At 40.0% G+C, this 20,756-nt stretch carries 27 protein-coding genes; 17 read left to right on the forward strand and 10 right to left on the reverse strand.

Features of this window, described 5'->3' with window-relative positions; all coding sequences use genetic code 11:
• The first annotated feature begins 61 nt into the window (after positions 1–61).
• Positions 62–244, forward strand: coding sequence for a hypothetical protein (locus tag ATG70_RS00635; protein WP_098442469.1), 183 nt, complete (start codon positions 62–64; stop codon positions 242–244).
• A 17-nt stretch (positions 245–261) separates the two neighbouring features.
• Here ATG70_RS00635 and ATG70_RS00640 read toward each other — a convergent pair whose 3' ends face one another.
• Complete coding sequence (locus tag ATG70_RS00640; protein WP_179886121.1) at positions 262–1,854, reverse strand: ATP-binding protein; 1,593 nt, start codon at positions 1,852–1,854, stop codon at positions 262–264.
• A gap of 205 nt (positions 1,855–2,059) precedes the next feature.
• Between ATG70_RS00640 and ATG70_RS00645 the strand changes: the two genes are divergently transcribed.
• The 5 genes from ATG70_RS00645 to ATG70_RS00665 all read left to right on the forward strand — a co-directional run bounded on the left by ATG70_RS00645 (position 2,060) and on the right by ATG70_RS00665 (position 5,536).
• The gene (locus ATG70_RS00645) at positions 2,060–2,380 is read left to right on the forward strand and encodes a YnfA family protein (RefSeq protein WP_098442471.1); all 321 of its coding nucleotides are present in this window, start codon (positions 2,060–2,062) and stop codon (positions 2,378–2,380) included.
• 77 nt (positions 2,381–2,457) lie between these two features.
• On the forward strand, positions 2,458–3,234 hold the full coding sequence (locus tag ATG70_RS00650; protein ID WP_098442472.1) for a class I SAM-dependent methyltransferase: 777 nt from the start codon (positions 2,458–2,460) through the stop codon (positions 3,232–3,234).
• Positions 3,235–3,273: 39 nt separating this feature from the next.
• Entirely contained in the window at positions 3,274–3,999 is a 726-nt protein-coding gene (locus ATG70_RS00655; protein ID WP_098442473.1) for a class I SAM-dependent DNA methyltransferase, read from the forward strand.
• A 261-nt stretch (positions 4,000–4,260) separates the two neighbouring features.
• Positions 4,261–5,040 (forward strand): TerC family protein, encoded by a 780-nt coding sequence (locus ATG70_RS00660; RefSeq protein ID WP_098442474.1) that lies wholly within the window; start codon positions 4,261–4,263, stop codon positions 5,038–5,040.
• Between the two features lie 88 nt (positions 5,041–5,128).
• Positions 5,129–5,536 carry an NUDIX hydrolase gene (locus ATG70_RS00665; RefSeq protein WP_098442475.1) on the forward strand — a complete coding sequence of 136 codons (408 nt, stop codon included), beginning with the start codon at positions 5,129–5,131 and terminating at the stop codon, positions 5,534–5,536.
• Between the two features lie 50 nt (positions 5,537–5,586).
• On the opposite strand, the gene ATG70_RS00670 is transcribed toward ATG70_RS00665, so the two are convergent.
• Positions 5,587–6,867, reverse strand: a complete 1,281-nt coding sequence (locus tag ATG70_RS00670; RefSeq protein ID WP_098442476.1) for a histidine--tRNA ligase — start codon at positions 6,865–6,867, stop codon at positions 5,587–5,589.
• Positions 6,868–7,147: 280 nt separating this feature from the next.
• Here ATG70_RS00670 and ATG70_RS00675 point away from each other — a divergent pair, with 280 nt between their 5' ends.
• Positions 7,148–8,071 carry an aminoglycoside phosphotransferase family protein gene (locus ATG70_RS00675; RefSeq protein ID WP_098442477.1) on the forward strand — a complete coding sequence of 308 codons (924 nt, stop codon included), beginning with the start codon at positions 7,148–7,150 and terminating at the stop codon, positions 8,069–8,071.
• A 10-nt stretch (positions 8,072–8,081) separates the two neighbouring features.
• On the opposite strand, the gene ATG70_RS00680 is transcribed toward ATG70_RS00675, so the two are convergent.
• On the reverse strand, positions 8,082–8,744 hold the full coding sequence (locus ATG70_RS00680; protein ID WP_257147567.1) for a DUF4396 domain-containing protein: 663 nt from the start codon (positions 8,742–8,744) through the stop codon (positions 8,082–8,084).
• 130 nt (positions 8,745–8,874) lie between these two features.
• The gene (locus ATG70_RS00685) at positions 8,875–9,858 is read right to left on the reverse strand and encodes a zinc-binding dehydrogenase (RefSeq protein WP_098442479.1); all 984 of its coding nucleotides are present in this window, start codon (positions 9,856–9,858) and stop codon (positions 8,875–8,877) included.
• Between the two features lie 185 nt (positions 9,859–10,043).
• Between ATG70_RS00685 and ATG70_RS22225 the strand changes: the two genes are divergently transcribed.
• The 3 genes from ATG70_RS22225 (at position 10,044) to lspA (ending at position 11,181) form a co-directional block, all read left to right on the forward strand.
• Positions 10,044–10,214, forward strand: coding sequence for a hypothetical protein (locus tag ATG70_RS22225; RefSeq protein WP_179886122.1), 171 nt, complete (start codon positions 10,044–10,046; stop codon positions 10,212–10,214).
• Between the two features lie 13 nt (positions 10,215–10,227).
• Positions 10,228–10,626 (forward strand): NUDIX hydrolase, encoded by a 399-nt coding sequence (locus ATG70_RS00690; protein WP_179886123.1) that lies wholly within the window; start codon positions 10,228–10,230, stop codon positions 10,624–10,626.
• A 66-nt stretch (positions 10,627–10,692) separates the two neighbouring features.
• A complete protein-coding gene (lspA, locus tag ATG70_RS00695) occupies positions 10,693–11,181 on the forward strand; it encodes a signal peptidase II (RefSeq protein WP_257147756.1) in 489 nt (162 codons plus the stop codon).
• 17 nt (positions 11,182–11,198) lie between these two features.
• Here the strand turns inward: lspA and spxA are convergent, their stop codons facing one another.
• Positions 11,199–11,594 (reverse strand): transcriptional regulator SpxA, encoded by a 396-nt coding sequence (gene spxA, locus ATG70_RS00700; protein WP_098442482.1) that lies wholly within the window; start codon positions 11,592–11,594, stop codon positions 11,199–11,201.
• Positions 11,595–11,847: 253 nt separating this feature from the next.
• Between spxA and ATG70_RS00705 the strand changes: the two genes are divergently transcribed.
• From ATG70_RS00705 to ATG70_RS00710, 3 genes are all read left to right on the forward strand, one after another.
• Positions 11,848–13,044, forward strand: coding sequence for an MFS transporter (locus tag ATG70_RS00705; RefSeq protein ID WP_098442483.1), 1,197 nt, complete (start codon positions 11,848–11,850; stop codon positions 13,042–13,044).
• An 87-nt stretch (positions 13,045–13,131) separates the two neighbouring features.
• The gene (locus ATG70_RS22230) at positions 13,132–13,296 is read left to right on the forward strand and encodes a hypothetical protein (protein ID WP_160920315.1); all 165 of its coding nucleotides are present in this window, start codon (positions 13,132–13,134) and stop codon (positions 13,294–13,296) included.
• A 157-nt stretch (positions 13,297–13,453) separates the two neighbouring features.
• The gene (locus ATG70_RS00710) at positions 13,454–14,578 is read left to right on the forward strand and encodes a M14 family metallopeptidase (RefSeq protein WP_098442484.1); all 1,125 of its coding nucleotides are present in this window, start codon (positions 13,454–13,456) and stop codon (positions 14,576–14,578) included.
• A gap of 42 nt (positions 14,579–14,620) precedes the next feature.
• Here ATG70_RS00710 and ATG70_RS00715 read toward each other — a convergent pair whose 3' ends face one another.
• Positions 14,621–14,920, reverse strand: a complete 300-nt coding sequence (locus ATG70_RS00715) for an MTH1187 family thiamine-binding protein (protein WP_098442485.1) — start codon at positions 14,918–14,920, stop codon at positions 14,621–14,623.
• Positions 14,921–15,095: 175 nt separating this feature from the next.
• Here ATG70_RS00715 and ATG70_RS00720 point away from each other — a divergent pair, with 175 nt between their 5' ends.
• Together ATG70_RS00720 and ATG70_RS00725 are read left to right on the forward strand one after the other, a co-directional pair.
• Entirely contained in the window at positions 15,096–15,389 is a 294-nt protein-coding gene (locus ATG70_RS00720; protein ID WP_098442486.1) for a hypothetical protein, read from the forward strand.
• A gap of 79 nt (positions 15,390–15,468) precedes the next feature.
• Entirely contained in the window at positions 15,469–15,756 is a 288-nt protein-coding gene (locus ATG70_RS00725; RefSeq protein ID WP_098442487.1) for a putative quinol monooxygenase, read from the forward strand.
• A gap of 176 nt (positions 15,757–15,932) precedes the next feature.
• Here ATG70_RS00725 and arsC read toward each other — a convergent pair whose 3' ends face one another.
• Genes arsC through ATG70_RS00740 form a run of 3 tightly spaced genes read right to left on the reverse strand, consistent with a single transcriptional unit; the run spans position 15,933 to position 18,030 of the window.
• The gene (gene arsC / locus ATG70_RS00730) at positions 15,933–16,355 is read right to left on the reverse strand and encodes an arsenate reductase (thioredoxin) (protein ID WP_098442488.1); all 423 of its coding nucleotides are present in this window, start codon (positions 16,353–16,355) and stop codon (positions 15,933–15,935) included.
• Positions 16,356–16,379: 24 nt separating this feature from the next.
• Positions 16,380–17,672: an arsenic transporter gene (locus ATG70_RS00735; protein ID WP_179886124.1), complete on the reverse strand. Its 1,293-nt coding sequence runs from the start codon at positions 17,670–17,672 to the stop codon at positions 16,380–16,382.
• A gap of 13 nt (positions 17,673–17,685) precedes the next feature.
• A complete protein-coding gene (locus tag ATG70_RS00740; protein ID WP_098442490.1) occupies positions 17,686–18,030 on the reverse strand; it encodes an ArsR/SmtB family transcription factor in 345 nt (114 codons plus the stop codon).
• Between the two features lie 181 nt (positions 18,031–18,211).
• Between ATG70_RS00740 and ATG70_RS00745 the strand changes: the two genes are divergently transcribed.
• Positions 18,212–18,331: a YjcZ family sporulation protein gene (locus tag ATG70_RS00745; protein WP_084006477.1), complete on the forward strand. Its 120-nt coding sequence runs from the start codon at positions 18,212–18,214 to the stop codon at positions 18,329–18,331.
• Between the two features lie 92 nt (positions 18,332–18,423).
• Here the strand turns inward: ATG70_RS00745 and ATG70_RS00750 are convergent, their stop codons facing one another.
• Entirely contained in the window at positions 18,424–19,512 is a 1,089-nt protein-coding gene (locus ATG70_RS00750; protein ID WP_098442491.1) for a fatty acid desaturase family protein, read from the reverse strand.
• Between the two features lie 326 nt (positions 19,513–19,838).
• Here ATG70_RS00750 and ATG70_RS00755 point away from each other — a divergent pair, with 326 nt between their 5' ends.
• Positions 19,839–20,672: a basic amino acid ABC transporter substrate-binding protein gene (locus tag ATG70_RS00755; protein WP_373560747.1), complete on the forward strand. Its 834-nt coding sequence runs from the start codon at positions 19,839–19,841 to the stop codon at positions 20,670–20,672.
• Positions 20,673–20,756: the final 84 nt, after the last annotated feature.

Genomic DNA, 20,756 nt, shown 5'->3' on the forward strand with positions numbered 1-20,756 from the left:
TGACAGCCTTTGTTTTGTTCTAAAGTAGAAGGGAAAGTGATGAGAAAGGAAGTGGTTTTATATGGGAATTTGGGCGGCTGTTGTGATCATGATTGGGACTATTTTGGTTCGCGTGATTGGTTTCTTTTATCCATCTTTCCTTGAGATAAAAGGAAAACCGTTAACGGAAGGGCAAAAGTATGTTATCGACGCATTAGCGATTGGAATTTTGCTCGTTACGTTTATCATTGTATGGACGTTGTAAGAGGTAGGAAGAGAGACTTAGCTCTCTTCCTTGTGAAGTGGGAGAAAGAGGTTGGCCATTGTACCGGCACCTTTATCAGAATCAATGACGATTTTTCCGTGATGAGCTTTCATAATATCAAAGCAAATCGAAAGTCCAATTCCAAGCCCACTGCTTTTCGTACTAAAAAAGGGCGTTCCGAGCTGTTTCACCTCTTTTTCACTCATCCCCTTGCCATTATCCTTAACTGCAATGATGGCGTGTTGATCTTTTTTAGACAAAGAAACCGAAATTTCTCCACCCTGAGGCATTGCTTCAATAGCGTTTTTGATGAAATTAATAAGCACTTGTTTAATTTGAGAAGCATCCATCCAGACGGTTATTTGTTCCTCTTCGGCATGAAAGTTAATCTCAACATTATGTAGGTGAGCATTGCTTTTCATTAATTCAACCGTTTCACATATGAGAGGATATAATTGGCTGGATTTTCGTTCACTAATTGTTTGTTTTCCCATCATAACGAATTGGTTGACGAGGTTTTTCATTCGTTCAAGCTCAGTTCTAATAATATCGATATAATGGGTTTGTTTTTTATCCACATCCAATAGCTGTGTAAAGCCGATGATGGATGTGAGAGGATTGCGGATTTCATGTGCTAATCCAGCCCCTAATTTCCCGATAGCAGAAAGTTTCTCAGATTGAATGACCTGTTCTTGTAGTTGATAATAAGAGGTCATATCGCGGAACTGAGCAAAAGCACCGCTTAGCCGCTGATTGTGATCATATAGAGGTAAAATATCAAGTAAACACTTGCGTTCATCAAGCCTTGAGAAGGTGATTTCGATATCCTCGATTCCTTTTTCTTTCGTAAGCACATGATCGAAAAATGGTTTAAGAGCAGAAACCTCTGAAATATGAGACCCGATCATGTTTCGCTTATTCATGCCTGTTAGTTGAGCGGCGCTTTGATTAAATTCTCTTATATGACCAGTCTGATCTGAAATAACAATGCCAATTGGCGTGGTGCTCATCAGCATTTGATTGTAGAGATGAAGCTGTTCGTTTTGTTCATGAACCCGAATTTCGCGTTCAATGGTGTCGATTGAAGATGAAAGCAAGCCAAGGTGTAACGGTGAGGCGTGCTCTTTTGGTGTCATAATTGAAATGGTGCCGATCACTTCACCGTTACGATAACGATACGGTGCCGAGTAGCACGCCACCTCGCTAAAACAATAATGGTAATGATCCTCTCCAATTAAATGAAAGGGCCTGTTGTGTTCTAGTGCAAGGGTAATAGCATTCGTACCTGCCGTTTCTTCATCGAATTTAACACCGTTTTGAATGCCGAGTGACGTTGTCATTTGTTTAAGATGCTCGTCTCCATAGGAATCTAATACATACCCCTGGTCATCGGTTGTTACGATAACAGTAGGGATATCGGTTAGAAAGCTTAAAAGCTTTGTCATGAATGTTTGAATAATGGAAAGCGCACGTTCGTAATGGTGCATGCGCTGATTTAACTCTTCTTCCGTTAATAAAACGTGAAGAACAGGAACTGAGTTTGGATCCATATGGTAAACATGCTCGCAGGTGGTTTTTGAGTTTTTGATGTACGTTTCACGTTGCGTCATGGGGCATCCTCTTTTCCTGGTAATAATGATATTAGCTTTATATAAAAAGTATTGAAAGTGTGTTTTTTTATAGATTATCATACTTTTGTATGGGTTGGTTCGTTTTTACCATAAATAAGGATGAATGAAAATCAGGTGAAGGGTGATGGCTCCTTAAAAAAGGATGACAAGATAAGCCAAACATTTACGAAGGAGGAGATAGTGGGTGAGGACAATTCTCTTATTTACTTTAGCAGGTCTTGCTGAAATTGGAGGAGGCTATCTAATATGGCTTTGGCTTCGAGAAGGATATTCAAGCTTACTAGGTTTAGCAGGAGGGCTTGCATTGGTTCTATATGGTGTCATTGCCACCTGGCAAGTTTATCCTGATTTCGGAAGGGTGTATGCGGCATATGGAGGGGCGTTTGTCGTGATGTCCGTTCTTTGGGGATGGGGAATTGATAAAAAGGTTCCTGATCTTTATGACATACTTGGAGGTGCGATTTGCCTTATAGGGGTAGCTGTTATGCTCCTCCCCCGTCACTAGAGGTTATAAATGAGAAAAGGAATTTCATCACATGAAGAAGAATGAAAGAAAGGGGGATGAAAGGAGAGTAAAGATCGATGAAAACCAATGAGCACAATCGCATTGTATGGGATAAAAAAGTGGCCGATGGCGTTTCATATACAAAGCCTGTCACAAGTAAAATGATTGAAGAAAGTAAGAAAGGAAATTGGCACATCACCGTAACGACGGAAAAGCCTGTCCCACGTGAGTGGTTTCCCACTACGCTAAAAGGGGTTAAGATTCTTTGTCTCGCTTCTGGCGGTGGGCAGCAGGGACCGATTCTTGCCGCTGCAGGAGCTGAAGTAACCGTTGTTGATCTTTCTGAGAAACAATTGGAGCAGGATCGTTTTGTTGCTGAAAGGGATCATTTGCAGCTTTCGATCGAAAAAGGAGATATGACGGACTTATCATTTATTCCTAATAACACCTTTGATATGATTGTTCATCCAGTTTCGAATGTATTTGTGGAACATATTTGGCCCGTTTGGAAAGAGGCAGCTAGAGTACTAAAAGACGGCGGCACGCTTATTTCAGGATTTACAAATCCTTTGCTTTACCTTTTCGATGATGAGCAGGAAGAGAAAGGGATTCTTGACGTAAAAAACAGCATTCCGTATTCCCCGCTCGATCAATTAAGTGAAGACGAGCTTCAACTATACAAGGAAAGCAATCAAGCACTTGAATTCGGCCATACGCTAGAAAATCAAATTCAGGGACAGATTGATGCCGGATTTCTGATCGCTGGTTTCTATGAGGATGATTTTGGGGGAAGGCGCCTAATCGATCGCTATACTCAAACGTTTATTGCAACAAAGGCGATAAAAACAAAATAAAGTTGCGAGTCAGATACAATGGACAAGGGGTGATTTAAAATGGAATACGGTGGATCATCGGTGTACGATCATAATGATTTCTATGAGCAATATATGGCCAGGCGCCATCGAGAAGAAAGCCCAAATAAGGTGATCGAATATCCTGCGCTAATGTCTTTACTCGGAGATGTTACCGATCAGACAATTCTTGATCTCGGTTGTGGAGACGCCTCGCTTGGAGAATCATTACTAAGCAAGCAGTGTGAAGAATATGTCGGTGTGGATGGCTCTCAGAACATGGTGAAGCAAGCGGAATTAAAGCTACAAGGGACGAAAGGAAGCGTCGTGCACACATCCTTAGAAACCTATTCTTATCCAGCAGGTGCTTTTGATCGGGTTGTTTCCCAATTAGTCCTACATTACATAGAAGATCTAGAATTGATTGTTAAGAACGTATATGAGACGTTAAAACCTGGAGGGAAGTTCGTTTTCAGCGTTCTTCATCCGGTTATGACGGCTTCTTTCAAAAGCATGACGGGAAAACGAACGGATTGGATTGTTGATGATTATTTTGACACAGGGAAGAGAATTGAACCATGGATTGGGGAACAAGTGGTGAAATACCATCGGACGATTGAAGACTATTTTCTTATCCTTCAGGGCGCTGGATTTACGATACAGGGCTTAAAAGAAGGAACGCCAGAACGAGAGCATTTTCAAAATGAAGAAGAGTTTAAAAGAAGACAGCGTATTCCGTTATTTTTAATCATTTCCTGCATAAAATAACAATTGACAGCGATGAAGAATTGAATTATGATCATCTCAACTAATTAAATAACGCAACTCCTAAAGGGGAGTAGCTTTTACAGCAAAGTCGTCATTCCAGAGCTTGTTAGCTCTCGGCTTTGTTGGCAACATTCGTGTTGTTAGCAAGACCTTTACTTTTACGGTAAAGGTCTTTAATTGTTTCAATAGACCTTTTTGCCAAGCGGCAGAGGTCTTTTTTTATGCAAGATCATTTATTTGAAAAATAAGGGGGATTCAGTAATGGATGTGTCAATGTTGTTGGAATACGGATGGGTTTTGTTACTTCTCATTGCACTTGAAGGGTTGCTTGCGGCAGATAATGCTCTCGTATTGGCGATTATGGTAAAACATTTACCAGAAGAAGAGCGTAAGAAAGCATTGTTTTACGGGCTAGCTGGTGCCTTTGTTTTTCGCTTTGCCTCCCTATTTGCGATTTCTTTTCTCGTTGGTGTATGGCAGGTGCAAGCGATCGGTGCGCTTTACCTTTTATTCATTGCCATCAATCATATCGTTCGAAAGCAGCTGATGAAGAAGGGGAAAAGTGATGTTGAGAAAAAATCCAAAAAGCAGTCAGGGTTTTGGGGAACAGTCATTAAAGTGGAATTAGCAGATATTGCTTTTGCGGTCGATTCTATATTAGCTGCCGTTGCTTTAGCCGTTACGCTTCCCAACACACCTCTTCCACAAATCGGTGGACTAGACGGTGGGAAATTTCTTGTTATCTTTGCAGGTGGGCTAATCGGATTAATTGTGATGCGATTCGCGGCCAATTATTTTGTGAAACTTTTAAAAGCAAAGCCAGGGTTGGAGATTGCTGCTTTCATGATTGTTGGTTGGGTAGGTGTGAAATTGTCTGTTTACACTCTTTCTCACCCAGAATTAAGCATTCTACCTGAATCATTTGCGAAATCACCCGAATGGAAAGTAACGTTCTATGCGGTATTGCTACTCATTGCAATCGGAGGTTGGTTTTTATCTAGTTCGAAAAAATCAGAAGTGTCAAAAGGAGAAACAATGTGATTTACGAGCGCTTTCTCCCAAATCAAGCAGAGAACCTGGTAAATTAGATAAGTAGAAAATGGTAACGATTCAGATGAGGAGGAAGCAAATGATTAGAGTGGACGTGGTGTATACGCTTCTTTATAACGAAAGGGACGATCAAGTGTTAATGGTTCAAAATAAGAAGCATGACAATTGGTCACTCCCTGGTGGAGCTGTCGAAGAAGGAGAGACGCTCGTGCAGGCGGCTAGTCGTGAAATGAGAGAAGAAACGGGATTAACGGTGGAAGTGGGAGGCGTGTTGAGTGTAAATGAAGCATTTATAGGAAATCATCACGCTCACTTCTTTACCTTTCAAGGCAAAATCACGAACGGCACGATCGTCATTCAAGACACAGAAACGATTGCGGATGCAAAGTGGATGAATCGAACTGAAGCGGATGAGTGGATGCCTTATTATCAAGGGGGGGTTCAGACGTTACTTAAAGCGTCTGTACCATACGTCTTTCAAGGTTAAATGGAACAGCGGTAAGGGCAAAACCCTTACCGCTGTTTTTATATAAAAGTTTAAAAACGGAAGGAGATGCTTTCTTCTTTTCCTTCATTTAATGACTTCACGATAATCTTGTTATTCGTTACTTCTTCGTTTCCAATAAGAATGACTTTTTCGATTCCTCTTTTACTCGCTCGTTCAAGAGATTTCCCAATTCTCTTTTCACTCATATCAACTTCAATTCGATAACCTAATTTCCGATAAGTGGAGGCAACCATTAGGGCTTCACGATTGGCATCGATCGGTATGATCATATAATCGGGTTGTGAATCTCTAACGAGTGATGATTCCTTTCCTTTTAATGCTGTGAAAATCACATCAAGACCGAATGAAATGCCAACGGTTGAAAAGGAGTCTTCACTGCCTAGTAAACCAGCAATAGCGCTGTCATAGCGACCGCCACTGCCTATGCTGGATGAGATGGACTGATCACTGAGGAAAATCTCATAAATGGTTCCGGTATAAATATCAAGACCTCTTGCAAGAAATGGGTTAAAGGAGCAATTCTTTAGAACGTTAAGTCCATCCAAATAGGAAGTTAGTTCAGAAAGCTCATTTACTCCTTTTTGCACATTCTCATTCTCGGAGGCAAATTGTTGGAAATAAGTGAGGTCTTGACCGCTCCAGTCTTGCGCGTAGCGCTCAACGTTCCGAATGGCGTCTGCAGAGATGTCTTTTTGTTGAAGTTCTTTTTTAACACCTTCTATTCCAATTTTCTCGAGTTTATCCATTGTCAGGATAACATCGTTTAATCGCGAGGAAGGGATCGATAGGGTCTGTAGCATGCCGGCAAGAAGCTTGCGATTGTTATATTGAATCGTTACGTTAAGTTCAAGTTGATTGAAAATATCAAGTGCCATTTCCATTAATTCAGCTTCTGCCATTTGGGAACTTACGCCGGTGATATCGACATCACATTGAGTAAATTCGCGGAATCGTCCCGGTTTCACAGGTCCATCTCGAAAAACTTTTCCAATTTCATATCGCTTGAATGGCATACGTAAACCTGGATTCATTGCCACTACTTTTGCAAATGGAATGGTAAGGTCGTAACGAAGGGCAAGCTCTCTTTTCCCACGATCGCTAAGTGTGTACATTTCTTCTAGGATTTCATCGCCGCCGGCGTATTTGGAAGCCATTAGTTTTTGTTCATTTAGAATAGGTGTTTCTAGCGGAAGACAGTTATATTGGATAAATGTATCTTCTAGGGTTCGCCTCACTTTTCTACGTATTTGCTCATCCTCCGGTAAATAATCCATTGTTCCTTTTACATTTTGATTTTTTAGCTTTTTCAAAACGCTCATCCCTTCGTTTTTTGAATACAAAAAAACCGCATGAATGGGAGAAGATTTCTTCTCAATTCATGCGGTTACGAGTAATAGCCTTCCTATACGCGATTTTTTATCAATCGGATAGCAAGGCTAACTGTGATGATGAAGTTGTACGATGAATAACTGTTTCATATCGCTCACCTCTTATTGTCAAATATAGTAGCATACGAAAATTATTAAGGCAATCTTTCTTTTCTTCTGAATATTTGATAGGATAATATTTCCTTTAGAAAGGTGGGGGAAAATGCAAAACCTTACAAAAGAAAAAATCATCACAATGATCCCTGGGTTAACTGCAGCGACACTGATTCCAATAACAAAAGGGTATTCGTTTGATTTAAAATACATCACACAATGGAATGGAAAACGAGTATTGCTTCGAATTTATGAGCTGGCTTTAAGTGAGCGCGTACAAGAAAAAGTAGCAAAGATGCGTGCGTTCAGGGAGCGTGGTGTTCGATGTCAGGAAGTGTATGCCTTTGGTGTGATACCGGAAGAAAATTTCTGTTACACGATTTTTTCTTTTCTTGAAGGAGAAGATGGCGAGGTGGCGTTACCTAGCTTAACGGAGGCTGAACAATACAGAGCAGGGTATGAAGCGGGAGTAGATCTTTTGAAAATGCACGAATTGCCCATCGTTTCCTCTAAATCCGAGCATATAGCTTTTTTGAAAACGAAGTTTGAGAAGGCGGTAGAGCGGTATTTGAAGCTCGAAACACGTATTCCACATGATCAAGAGATAATTGATTATGTAAGAAGAAACTTGTCACTTATTGGAGAGAGTAAGCTTGTATTTGCGCATCATGATTATCATGCAGGAAACCTGATTATTCAGCATGGAAAGTATGCTGGTGTGATTGATTTTAACCGATGTGGTGTAAACACAGCTTATTCTGAGTTTGATAAGCTTGAATTGTTTTCGAGTCGCTTGAGCATTCCTTTTTCAAAAGGGATGATTCAAGGATACTTTTCTGATGAAGTTCCTGATCTTTTCTGGAAAATTCGTTCCGTACATATGGCCCAGCTTCTGATCTATCATATGAATTGGGCAACGGATTTCTTTCCGCAAGATCTTTCACTTGCCGAAGAAGCAATAGAATATGTTTTAGAGACGTATAATGGTTTTCATCGAATGGTTCCAAAATGGTATGAAGAAAGCCAGGCATAGGCCTGGCTTATCACATCGCTTCTTTTATCCCCTTTTTAACGAGCCACCAATTTGCTGGATAGCTTGTTGCAAATCCAAGAATCATCGCAATTTGCATCATAAACCAGTATACGGCTGAGTTAGGTTTTGGAGGTTCGGCAAAGAGGACGAAGTGTACGATGGCCATCCAGCCAAACATTCCAACTTCAAAAGCAATTAAGGAAAGCGTGTCTGCTTTGGTGGCTTCTTTAATCGCACTCCACGCGCCATCTTCTTTGTTCATTGGATAAATCGCATAAAATTGAAACAGGATACCGAATCCATATGCCAGTATAAATTCAACGAGATAGTGAGTGTAAAGAATAGAGCCCAGGAGAGCAAATCCAGTTAAGGCAACGATCGGAACGCCGACGGCATCTCCTAATGTGCAACCTGCTGAGCAATGACTCGTAGACATAAAAACTTTTGCAGGTTCACCTCGATGATCGTCATAATCCAGATTTTTTGCTTTCAAGCGTCCCCATTTAAAATATGACCAGATGGCAAATGGACCAAGAAACCACCCGTTAATTGGCCAAACAACGTTCATAATTCGCATCATTTGTGGGTGACGGATAATATCAACAAGAATCACGAGCGATGAGAGTAATCCAATGGAAAGAGCAAGAATTGAAATAAGCTGAAGTGTATTCAAATCAATCATCCCCTTGGAGTATTAAGTCTATATACAAACTTTACCCACTAGGGGTATTTACAAAACAGGGGTTATCCTAATGAATAAAAAAACCGCTCTCGAGACAGTGAGAGCGGTTTTTGAGAGCGAATTATTCGCTAACTTTCGCAACAATCTTACCAGTTACATGACGCTTCGATAACTCAACTAAAGCTTGTGGCACCTCTTCAAGAGATATGGTTTTTGAAATCATCGGATCAAGATGGCCACCTAGAAGAAGTTGAATCATTTCATCCCCCATCATAGCAAGATCAGCTTGTTCTGCTAAGTTAGAGGATTGATACACGCCTCCAAGAGCGATCTGATGGAAAGAGAGGGGTCGAGCGAAAGAGACACCCTGTTGAAAATCTGGGGCACCGGCAATATAGGCAATTTGCCCGTTAAATGTTAAGGTTTCAAGTGATTTTGTCGCATTATCTCCGCTTACAGCATCAAGAACAGCGTGAACGCCAATACCGTTTGTTAGTTCGAGCGTACGTTCCACGAAGTCTTCTTCTTTGTAGTCAATTGCATAGTCAGCACCAAGTTTTTTTACAAAATCGTGATTATGACTTGACGCTGTTGTAATGACGGTTAATCCCATATACTTCGCCATCTGAATCGCAAAGCCACCTACACCACCAGCACCAGCATGAATCAGAATCGTTTGCCCCCGATGAATATGTAGCTTACGGAAAAGGGCCTGGTAAGCAGTGTATCCTGCTGTTGGGAGTGCTGCAGCATCAACGAAAGAAATCGCTTCAGGAAGCTTAGCAATCGTGTGAGCTTGTGCAATCGCATATTCGGCAAATGTTCCCTTTTTCATGAGGTCGCCATGGTACACAACACGATCACCTGGCTTCCAATCCGTTACTTCTTCGCCTACTTCCTCGATCACACCAGCGCCGTCAAGGCCAAGGATATGAGGGTATTCCCAGTTAGGATTTCCGTTAGTAGCGGTCTTATAATCAACGGGGTTTAATCCCGCAGCATGAATGTTAACAAGAACTTCACCTTTTTTGGGTGATGGGGCTTCCATTTCTTGCACTTTCATGGAATCCCATTGATTTTTATCTTTAAGTAAAAGAGCTTTCATCTTAATTCCTCCTCTAGTATGAATATGGATATGATTCACCTGAATTCGTTTTTGTAAACCTAAGCGTTTTGCCATTATAAAACAGATGATTTTTTTTGATAAGTAGGCACTTTTTAGTAACTATGTGAAACAAAACAGCTTGCACAATCGTAGAAAGAGTAGAGAGTTCAATAAGGAGTGAGTAGATGACACTGATCGGATGGGTATTTTGGGGAACAATTGCAGCGTTTCTAGTGGTTGGCTTTCTCTTCCAAAAAGTTTTTGGAACAAAAGCACCGAATCGAACGAATCACGAACTAGCACAAGAAGAAGTGAAAAGCCATACAAGTCAATACGTTCATAATGATTTAAACTAAAGGGTGAATGTTCATGCGAGAATGGATTGGAGCAGCGGCAGTTTGTACAAATGATCAGGGGGATTTGCTGATGATTCAAAATGAGAAGGAGAAATGGGCCGTTCCTTCTGGAGAAGTAGGAAAAGATGAAACCCCTGAGATGTGTTGCATTCGTGAAGTGAAAGAAGAAACAGGCTATGATGTTGCGATTGAAAAGCCACTATTTGTGAAAGATCAGGATGTGAATGGCGTTCATGTCACGACTTATTATTATGAAGTAAATGTGGTTGGAGGCATGATTTCTCTTCCGAAATCTGAACAAGACGTAACTGAAATTGAGTGGAAAACAGTGGAAGAAATGGAAGCGTTAGCTCATGCTTATCCTGAAGACGCTTCTTATTTAACGAATTTCTTATATGAAAAGACTCCTTAACATGGTTTAAGGAGTTTTTTATGTTTCAACCTCATTTTATAAAAGGATGTGAACGATTTGAAGTGGATGATTCCTTTAGTGACCTTCTTTTTAGTGATTGATCTTATAACAAAACGTTGGATTGACTCTGTCCTAACTATCAATGAACGGATTGAAGTGATTGATGGTATTTTAGGGTTCCAGCTTTACTATAACGCTGGTGCCACGATGGGGTTATTAGAAGGATACACGGGCTTACTCCTCTTTCTACAAACAGGGATCATTCTTCTGTTGATTTACGGTTACATACGTGCAACGCCAAAACGTTTTGCCATGCAAATAGCTTTTAGCTTTTTGATTAGTGGTGGGATTGGAAATTTGGTTGATCGTATTCAATATGGTCATGTCATTGATTTTCTTTCCGTGAAGTGGAGTTCAGGTATTTTTAATGTAGCTGATATGTTTATTCGATATGGGTTTATTTTAATCGTTATTCTTTACTTTATGAAGAAATTTAAGATCCAGGGGTTGGATGAAGATCCAAATCAAGAGCCACAAAAAAGCGAGAGAGGGTAATCCTCTCTCGCTTTCATTTATTGCGCTTCTTGAAGAATTTGTTCAAGTTGAAATGCGCGAACTTTCCTCGGTAGGAAGCTTCTTATTTCATCTTCATGGAAACCAACCTGAAGACGTTTCGTATCAAGTAAGATCGGTCGCTTCAAAATGCCAGGGTTTTCTTTAATTAAGCTATAAAGTTCCTGAAGCGTCAGTTCATCGAGCTCTTTATCAAGTGATTCAAACGCTTTTGAGCGCTTTGAGATGATTTCTTCTGTTCCTTTTTCAGTCATACGTATAATCGCTTTAATTTCATCCTCAGAGAGTGGCTTTGCAAACATGTTCCGCTGTTCATAAGGAAGATTGTGCTCTTCAAGCCATGCTTTCGCCTTTCTGCAAGATGTACAGCTTGGTGACGTATAAAGTGTAATCATGTGTTTGACCTCCAAACGGATTTTACATGGTTCATCTCCATGTTAAGTATACTAAAAAAGTGGTTCGCTGACTGTAAGTTATGTTACACATTTTTGACGATTATCTATGTTTGGTTTCATTTCCTAATAATAAAATAGCGAAGTTGATGTAGGAGTAAATGTTGTTTCATTATAGCCAGGTTTTACTAGGGTATACCCACTAACAAGAGCAGGCAAACTACATATGAAGTAGAGATCTTAATGGAGGATGCTCATGGACAATAAAAAGAAGTGGGATTTGATTTCTCTTGCTTCAATTCCACTTGTGATGACGCTGGGGAATTCAATGCTTATACCCGTTCTACCTCTTATTGAAAAAAAGCTAGGCATCACATCCTTTGAAGTATCGATGATCATCACGGTCTACTCAATTGCAGCTATCTTATTAATTCCGATTGCCGGGTATTTATCTGATCGATATGGAAGAAAAAAAGTGATTATCCCTAGTTTATTTATTGCAGGAGCTGGGGGACTGGTGACGGGTTGGGCATCATGGTCTCTAGAAGATCCGTATAGCATGATTCTCATTGGAAGAGTTCTTCAAGGGATTGGGTCTTCAGGAGCAGCCCCAGTTGTCCTTCCGCTTGTAGGAGATTTATTCAAAAGTGATAAAGATGTAAGTGCAGGACTTGGTTTGATTGAAACTTCGAATACAATCGGTAAAGTACTTAGTCCTATACTTGGAGCGCTTCTTGCTTCTTTTCTATGGTACTTACCATTCTTAGCCATTCCGGTTTTCTCACTTATTTCAATATTGCTTGTTATTTTCCTTGTGGAGTCACCAGAGAAAAATGAGAAGCCGCAAACATTTTCATGTTTTTTGTCGTGTTTAAAGAACATTTTTCATAACGATGGAAAATGGCTGACAGCGATATTTGCGATCGGTGGCGTAATCATGTTTGTTCTATTTGGAATTTTATTCTACCTCGCCGGATTTTTGGAAAAGGAGTTTCAAATTGTAGGTGTCAAGAAAGGAGCAATCATTGCCATTCCGCTAGTGGCCCTATCTTTGACTTCTTATATCGCTGGAAAACGAATTGGTGAGAACAAAACGACGATGAAATGGTGTATCTTTGCAGGTCTTTCCTTGCTCGCTGCTGCTACAATAGGTGTATCTTTTACGGAAAGACTGTGGTTCATGTTACTAATATTGTTTGTAGCTGGGATCGGGATAGGGATGTCGCTTCCATGCCTTGATGCGCTTATAACAGAAGGCGTGAAAAAAGAAGAGCGTGGCACGATTACATCGCTTTACAGTTCAACGCGTTTCCTTGGGGTAGCGGCAGGACCACCGATCTATGCCATTCTTATGAAGCAATCGCATGAAATCGTCTTTTATACCTCTGCAGCTGTAGCTGTAGCGGCCATTCTACTTTGTTTTGTTTCGATAAAGCCTGAAGCGGATGTTTAGAGTGCCGAAATAACGGGTAACTATATAATCCCCCACTAAATCCTAAAAAGGGAATCGAAACAAGAGTACAAAGAGAGGGATGAAAGAATGTCATTAGAATTAACTTTACAATTTTTAATGTTAAGCATAGGGTTCATTGCAGTAGCAGCGCTATTTCTAAATGTCGATAAGAAACGAACTCAGAAACGTTTGGAAGTCGAGCTAGCTGAATATGAACAACAGCATGAACAAAATAACCAGAAGCATAAATAAGATGGAGACTCTGAAATGGGTTTTCATCTTTTTTTGTGCTTTCAAATGCGATAATAAATTCAAGCAGAAAAGTTTGATATTTGAGTAGGGTGGAATGTAAAGGTTAGCTAACCAATTCCGCATCGGAACAACTTAATGATAAAGGAGAGTATTCGCTATGAACGATACAGACCATTACTTTGCTAAAAATTACGATGAGTCAAGAGTAACATTCCGCAGTCTTCTCGATAAAATTCAAAAGAAGTGGCCGGATGCAACCTTAACAACAAAAGCGATTGGAAAAGAAGAAAATAACACAATTGATATGATTTATTCAGAAGCGCTAACTTCAAATGATCAGGTGCTTTTTTTTACAACTGGTGAACACGGAATTGAAGGCTATGCAGGTGCAGCCGTTATTCAACTATTCGTGGAAAATTATCTTGACCAAATTGATGCATCCAAAACAGGTATTTGCTTGATTCATGCCATTAACCCGTGGGGAATGCGCCACTTTCGCCGTGTAACCGAAAACAACGTTGACCTTAACCGAAATTATTTCTATGATGAAAATTCCATTCGCAGAGACGTGAATAAAAATTATGCAAAAGAAAGTGACTTATTTTTACCGGATGGAAAAATCACTGATTTAAAAGAAGAAAGGCATAAGTTGTATGCCCAGTTAATGAAAGGTCTAGCAAAAGAAGGATACGCCGGACTGAAAAAGGCAAAGGGAATGGGGCAATTTGAATTTGATCGAGGGGTCTACTATGGCGGTTCTACAGCTGAAGAGTCAGCTGTCTTCTTAAAAAGTATTCAAGAAAAGTTGCTAGGCACTTACCCGAGCGTGATTCATATGGATTGGCATACGGCACTAGGGCCAACGAATGAAATTACGATGGTTATCTCTGAGAATGACGGCAGAAGCATAGATGAACTGAAAGAAGCTTATCAACTTAAAAATGTTGAAACCTATACCCCTGAGAAAGTAAAAGGTGACTCAACAAACCATTTCTATAAGCTCAAAAAAGAAGCGTATCCGGAAACATACCTTCTTTCCGCTCTCTTTGAGTTTGGAACGTTTGGAACGGACAAGCAGGCGGAACTTCGTGAATTTATGACGATTATTTTAGAAAATCACTTGTATCATGAAGGTGCAGAGTCTGTCGATGACATCCAGTGGATTCTTGGAGAGTTTGAAGCGATGTTTTATCCAAATGACGAAGAGTGGAAGAAATCAGTTCTAAATGAAGCGCGTAAAGGTATGGAAGGTGTATTAAAGAAAGAAGGTATCTTAAAATAAATGAAGGAGGTAGCAGATGATCCGCTACCTCCTTTTGCATGTTTATCCAATTGAACTTCGAACTTCATTTACTTGCCCATCAATTGTAAGTGCCTTGTCTTCTCGATCCTCAATCTTAATATTCGTGATTACGCGATCTGACCCTTTCCGAAGCGCACTCGTATGAATGTCTCTCGCCAATTCAAAAAGTTCATCTACGTTTCCTTCAAAAACGGTTGAAGTGGGTCCAATATGGTAAGTGAAGCCTTCTTTTTCAGCGATTTGAATGGCTTCTGTTACAAAATGACTCATACTCGTCTGACTTGTTCCTACAGGTGTTACGCTGATTTCTAAAAGTGCCATATACACTCGCCTCCAGTTTATTCATGATAGTAGACTATTGACTGATCTGGCATTTTTTAAACATTTATTGTTTAAGATCACGTCGAAAGTGCTAAATTCCTTATTTTACAAAAAAATTGAAACGTCATAGGTTTCTTCTTCGTATTAAGAATATAAGCTACAGGAGGGATGCTATATGTGGAACTTTTTTCTTATGATCGCTGTTATTGTTGCTTCTTTAACTGGATTCAATTGGCTGATGGGGTATCGGAAAAACCATCTCCAAATCGATTTGGACGATCGCTATATGGATTACAATGAATACGTGAGAGCCTTAAAAAGTGAACTGAGATCTCAAGGGAAAGACGTGGCCTATTTAGGTGACCGAACGTTTAAAATTGATGGGAAACCGTATATGTTTATTGAACGGAACGTAACAATGGGTGGGGTGCCACTACAGAGAGCAATCTTCAAACCGATAAAATCCTAGCAAGCAAAAAAATTGCTTTGATAAGTTCTTGCCACTATGCTTATCCTATTCGTAAACGAGCATTGGAGGTAAGAAACAGATGGAGCAAATTGCAGTTACCGCTATTTTAAAGCCAAAAGAAGGACAAGAAGAAGCCGTTTTACACGTTCTTCAGGAAGTGTTAGTAGGCTCACGAAATGAAGAAGGAAACATTCAGTATGACGTGCATCAATCAATAGAAGATTCAACGTTCGTGATTTATGAAGTGTGGAAAGATCAACAAGCCATTGAGACGCATATTAAATCGGCTCATTATGAAAAGTATCGGCAGGATATTGGTTCTTTGCTTGAGAGTAGAGAAGTATATAAAATGAAAAAGCTCGACTAACTTCAATATTGTCTCTTTTCATTTCCGCGGAAATAACTGTGAAATCGTGGATAACTTTCGATTTTCGCGGAAAAAATATCGAGATTCGCGGAATAATCTTGATTATCGCGGAATGAACGACTTATTTCATACAAAAAAGCACGCTGGATGGTGATCCAGCGTGCTTTTCTTCTAAATTAGCGTCCTTCTTTCGCAAAACGAGCAATACGTTCTTCGATTTCATCGCGTACGCGCTGAAAGAAGGCCCATTTTTCTTCTTCTGTTCCTTCTGCTTTCGCAGGATCATCAAATCCCCAGTGATCACGTTTAACATGAGGAGGAGTCATCGGACATTTGTCGTTTGCATCACCGCAAAGTGTGACAACGAAATCAGCATTGTTTAACAATTCCATATCAATTTTATCTGATGTTTGCGTTGTGATATCAATTCCTGATTCGTTCATCGCCTTCACAGCATTAGGATTAAGGCCATGTGCTTCAATACCTGCGGAATAAACATCGTACGTGTCACCGAGGTGTTTTTTGCCAAACCCTTCCGCCATTTGGCTTCGGCATGAATTACCTGTACATAAGAAATAGATTGATTTTTTAGTAGACATAGTGAGCTCCTTTTGAATCGGAATTTAAAGTATAAGTAGCCAGAAATAGAGGCCAAGTAACGTAATAAGTAACGTTGGTACAGTTAAGATAACGCCAATTTTAAAGTAGTAACCCCACGATATTTTGACACCTTTTTGCGAAAGGACATGAAGCCATAATAACGTTGCCAGCGATCCAATTGGAGTGATTTTTGGACCTAAGTCAGAGCCGATAATATTGGCATAAATGAGCGCTTCCCGAAGCGTACCTGATGTGGTAGTCGCTTCAATAGCAAGAGCGTCAATCATAACCGTTGGCATATTGTTCATGATCGATGACAAAATCGCTGCGATAAAGCCCATTGAAAGGGTACCAACAAGTAATCCCTGGTCAGCAGCAGCTTGAATCACGTTTGCGAGAATATCAGTTAGTCCTTGATTACGGAGACCATAAACAACCACGTACATGCCGATTGAGAAGAAAACAATCGCCCATGGCGCCCCTTTAATGACCTTCTTTGTTTCTACAGCTTTGCTACGTCTTGCCATTAAAAGAAAGAAGATCGCAACGATTCCGGCTATGATTGAAACTGGAACACCGATAAACTCACTTGCGAAGTAGCCGATCAGAAGTACAGCTAGAACGATCCAAGAAAGTTTAAACATGTGAATGTCCTTAATGGCCTGCTTCGGAATGCGAAGCTCATTGACGTCATAGTTCTCTGGAATATCTTTACGGAAGAAGAGATAGAGCACTAGTATGCTTGCACCAAGTGAGAAGAAGTTCGGCACGATCATTCGCGAAGCATACTCAACGAATCCGATGTTAAAGAAATCAGCCGAGACGATATTAACCAGGTTACTAACAACAAGTGGTAGTGACGTAGTATCAGCGATAAAACCACTTGCCATAATAAACGGAAAAATCATTTTTTCTTTAAAATTTAAATTTCGCACCATTGCGAGAACGATTGGTGTCAAAATAAGTGCGGCTCCGTCGTTGGCGAATAATGCTGCGACAATTGCTCCAAGCAATGAGACGTAGATAAACATCCGAAGCCCATTTCCTTTTGCAGCTTTCGCCATGTGAAGAGCAGCCCATTCAAAGAAACCAATTTCATCAAGAATAAGAGAGATGAGGATAATCGCAATAAATGCAAATGTGGCATTCCATACAATGCCTGTTACTGTGAGAACATCTTGAAAGTCAACAACTCCCACAAGCAAAGCGAGTATAGCTCCCCCGCATGCAGACCAACCAATGCCAAGGTTTTTAGGTTGCCAAATAACAAGCACTAAAGTTAAAACAAAAATAAGTATAGCTAGCGTAACGGTCAAACAAATTCCCCCATTAATCGCAACAAATGCGCAATCCTTTTTTTTCTAGATCATTCAGTTTTTCCATTTGGTCAGGAATGATGGTTAAAATACGCTCAATCAGTAATATAGCTTCATGATCTGGATTTAACGAATAGAATACCCACTGCCCTCTTTTACGCTCCTTGACTAACCCAGCGTCTCTTAGTTTCCTTAAATGCTGACTGATCGCAGGCTGGCTCATTTGAAGAACTTCTACAAACTCGCACACACAGCATTCGCCATCTTTTAATAGTCCCATAATCGTTAAACGAGTTTTATCTCCAAGCAGTTTAAGAACAGAAGCTGCGGGTTCTAGTTCGATCACTGATTTCTCCATCGCTTCACCTCCCTGAATCAGTATATAAGCATACGCTTATATATGCAAGGGGTTTTAATCAGATCAATACCACAAGGAAGAGTTTATGGTCCTTATGAGAAGAAGGAATTGAAAAGTATCGATCAAAACTAAACAAACGCCCATCCATCAGATTGGTTTTTGCATAGTATGTATTAAATCCATGATGGAAAGGAGGTCATACTCCATGGGATACGGTTACGGCAGTGGGTTTGCTCTAATTGTAGTGCTGTTTATTCTCCTTATCATCGTAGGTGCAGCTTTTGTTGGAGGAGGCTACTAATTCTCAAAACATAAGCTGTATTTGACAGAACAACTCTGTTGAAAAAGCACGGGTTGATAAATAAACGCGCAAGAAGGCTGATATCATTCGAGTCAGCCTTTTCTTGTAGGATTTTTTAGGACAGCCTCTTTTAATCGCTCACTGTTTCTAGAAATAGATTTCAAACTTAAGTTATTTCCAAGCGAGCCATAGGTTTTGCGGTTTTTTGGATCAATTAGGTTTGTGTGCCTTTGATAAACACGAGGTGTTTGCCAGAGTGCAATCAATGCTTTCGTCATTGGCATTTCATGGTAACGTTCTGGCCACATTGCTTTAATATGTTGTTTTACCTTTGGATAGTATTTAGGATTCATGCCAGGGAAAAGGTGATGTTCCGTGTGATACGAGAAATTAAAGTGCAGGATATCCACAATTTTCGGCACCGTTACTGTGAGACTGTTAGCAAGTGGATCATTGACAGGAGTCAATGGATTTAATCGATGATTGGTTGAAATGTAAGCCATCACAATAAAGTTCGCGATTAGAAGGGGGACAAGATAAGCGAATAGCCAGTTCCGAAAACCAATGACAAAGATGAGACTAAGCCAAGAGATCCATGGCAAAATCATTTGCATCCAGATATCACGTTGTTTTTTACGATTGAATTCTGTTACATAAGTAAAAAACATTTTCAAAGAATGAGCGCTAAATTGAACTGTAAGTGATGCAAAAGCAAAGAACGACCGGATAAACAGGGGAAGACCATAAATCCACTTAAACATTCTCATTTTTGATATACGCTCGAGTGTTGGCCAGGCGTCAGGATCGTTTTCTTCATGCTGTGTATGGACATGGTGATTGAGGTTGTGCCATTTTCTCCAAAGCGTTGGTCCGGTGTTTAGAGGCCAAAAAGCCATCGCTCCCAAAAGGTCTCGAAGCCACGCTTTTCGTACGACAGTTCCATGTAAAATTTCATGACCAAGAAAACCTAGGCCGGCAAAACAGGCACCAAGGATAAAAGAGAAAATCAGCAAAACGAGTGGATGAAAATCGTTCAAACCAATGAGAGAAATAACAGTAATCGTGATGATGAGATATGTAAGTCCACCGAATAATCTAGTTGGAACGGGCTTAAAGGCTTCGGGTGGAAGAAGCTTTTTAAGTTTAGCAGCATACCAGCTAAATGAATGCAGGTCGTCCATCTTAATCCTCCTAACAATTGTTGAATTGGTGATGTTGTTCTTTTGAATAAAAAACATGTGAGATAAACTAACGTTCTGATGCATGTCTTTTACATTTATTAAGCATGCCCAATTTATTTTGAAATAGCCTTTTTTCATTGATTTGTGGGATATTTCACCAGGGGATCAACCATTATGAAGGTGTAACTTTGTGATATGACTAATTTTAAAGAAGAATAGTATCGAAAAATCATACTTTTTCTCAAATTTCAATATTGTTATTATAAAAGCGTTGTGTATAATTTAAAATATTAGAATATTAAAAAAATAGTTCAGGGGGGAATTTGATGAGAATGTTCACGAAAGGGTTATTGATTACGGTATTAGCGTGCTTGTTAGCGATCATGACGGCATGTGGTCAGAATGAAAGTAGTTCGACAAGCAATTCTGAAGGGGATAGTGAGAAGAAAGAGAAGTTAATTGTTGGGACAGACGCTGCGTTTGCGCCATTCGAATACATGGATAAAGGCGAGATTGTTGGCTTTGATATGGACTTTCTTGATGCTGTGATGAAAGAAGCTGGTTATGAATGGGAACCGAAAAATATAGGTTGGGATCCACTATTTGAAGCTGTGCGCCAGGGGAAAGAAGTAGACATGGCAATCTCAGGAATCACGATTAATGAAGATCGAGAAAAAACATTTGATTTCTCGAACCCATATTTTGAATCAACGCACATGGTGATGTTCAAAGAAGGAACAGATATTCAAACGGCAAAAGATATTGAAGGCCTGACTGTAGGTGTTCAAAACGGAACAACTGGACAAGCAGCAGCAGAGAAGATTATGGGAGATAAGAGCTCTAGTATTAAAAAGTTTGAAAACAACGTTGTTGCCATTATGGCACTGAAAAACAATGATGTTGAAGCGGTAGTAACGGATAATACGGTCGTCAATGAATATGTGAAGAATAACCCGGATGATAATTTCCAAACAATCGAAGATCCGGAAAACTTTGAATCTGAATTCTATGGCTTGATGTTCCCTAAGGACAGTGAATTGAAAGCAGAATTTGATGAAGCGATTAAAAAAGTAATCGAAAGTGGAGAATACGCTAAGATTTATGAAGAGTGGTTTGGAAAAGAGCCCAATACAGATACGTTGCTTGAGCAAGCAAAATAAACGACTAAATCGACTTACTACGGCTTAAGTGATACACCGGCCGTAGTTCATTGTCGGTTAATCATCGCAGAAAATCATAAAGGA

This window comes from Bacillus sp. es.036, assembly GCF_002563635.1.
Classification (GTDB): Bacteria; Bacillota; Bacilli; order Bacillales; family Guptibacillaceae; genus Guptibacillus.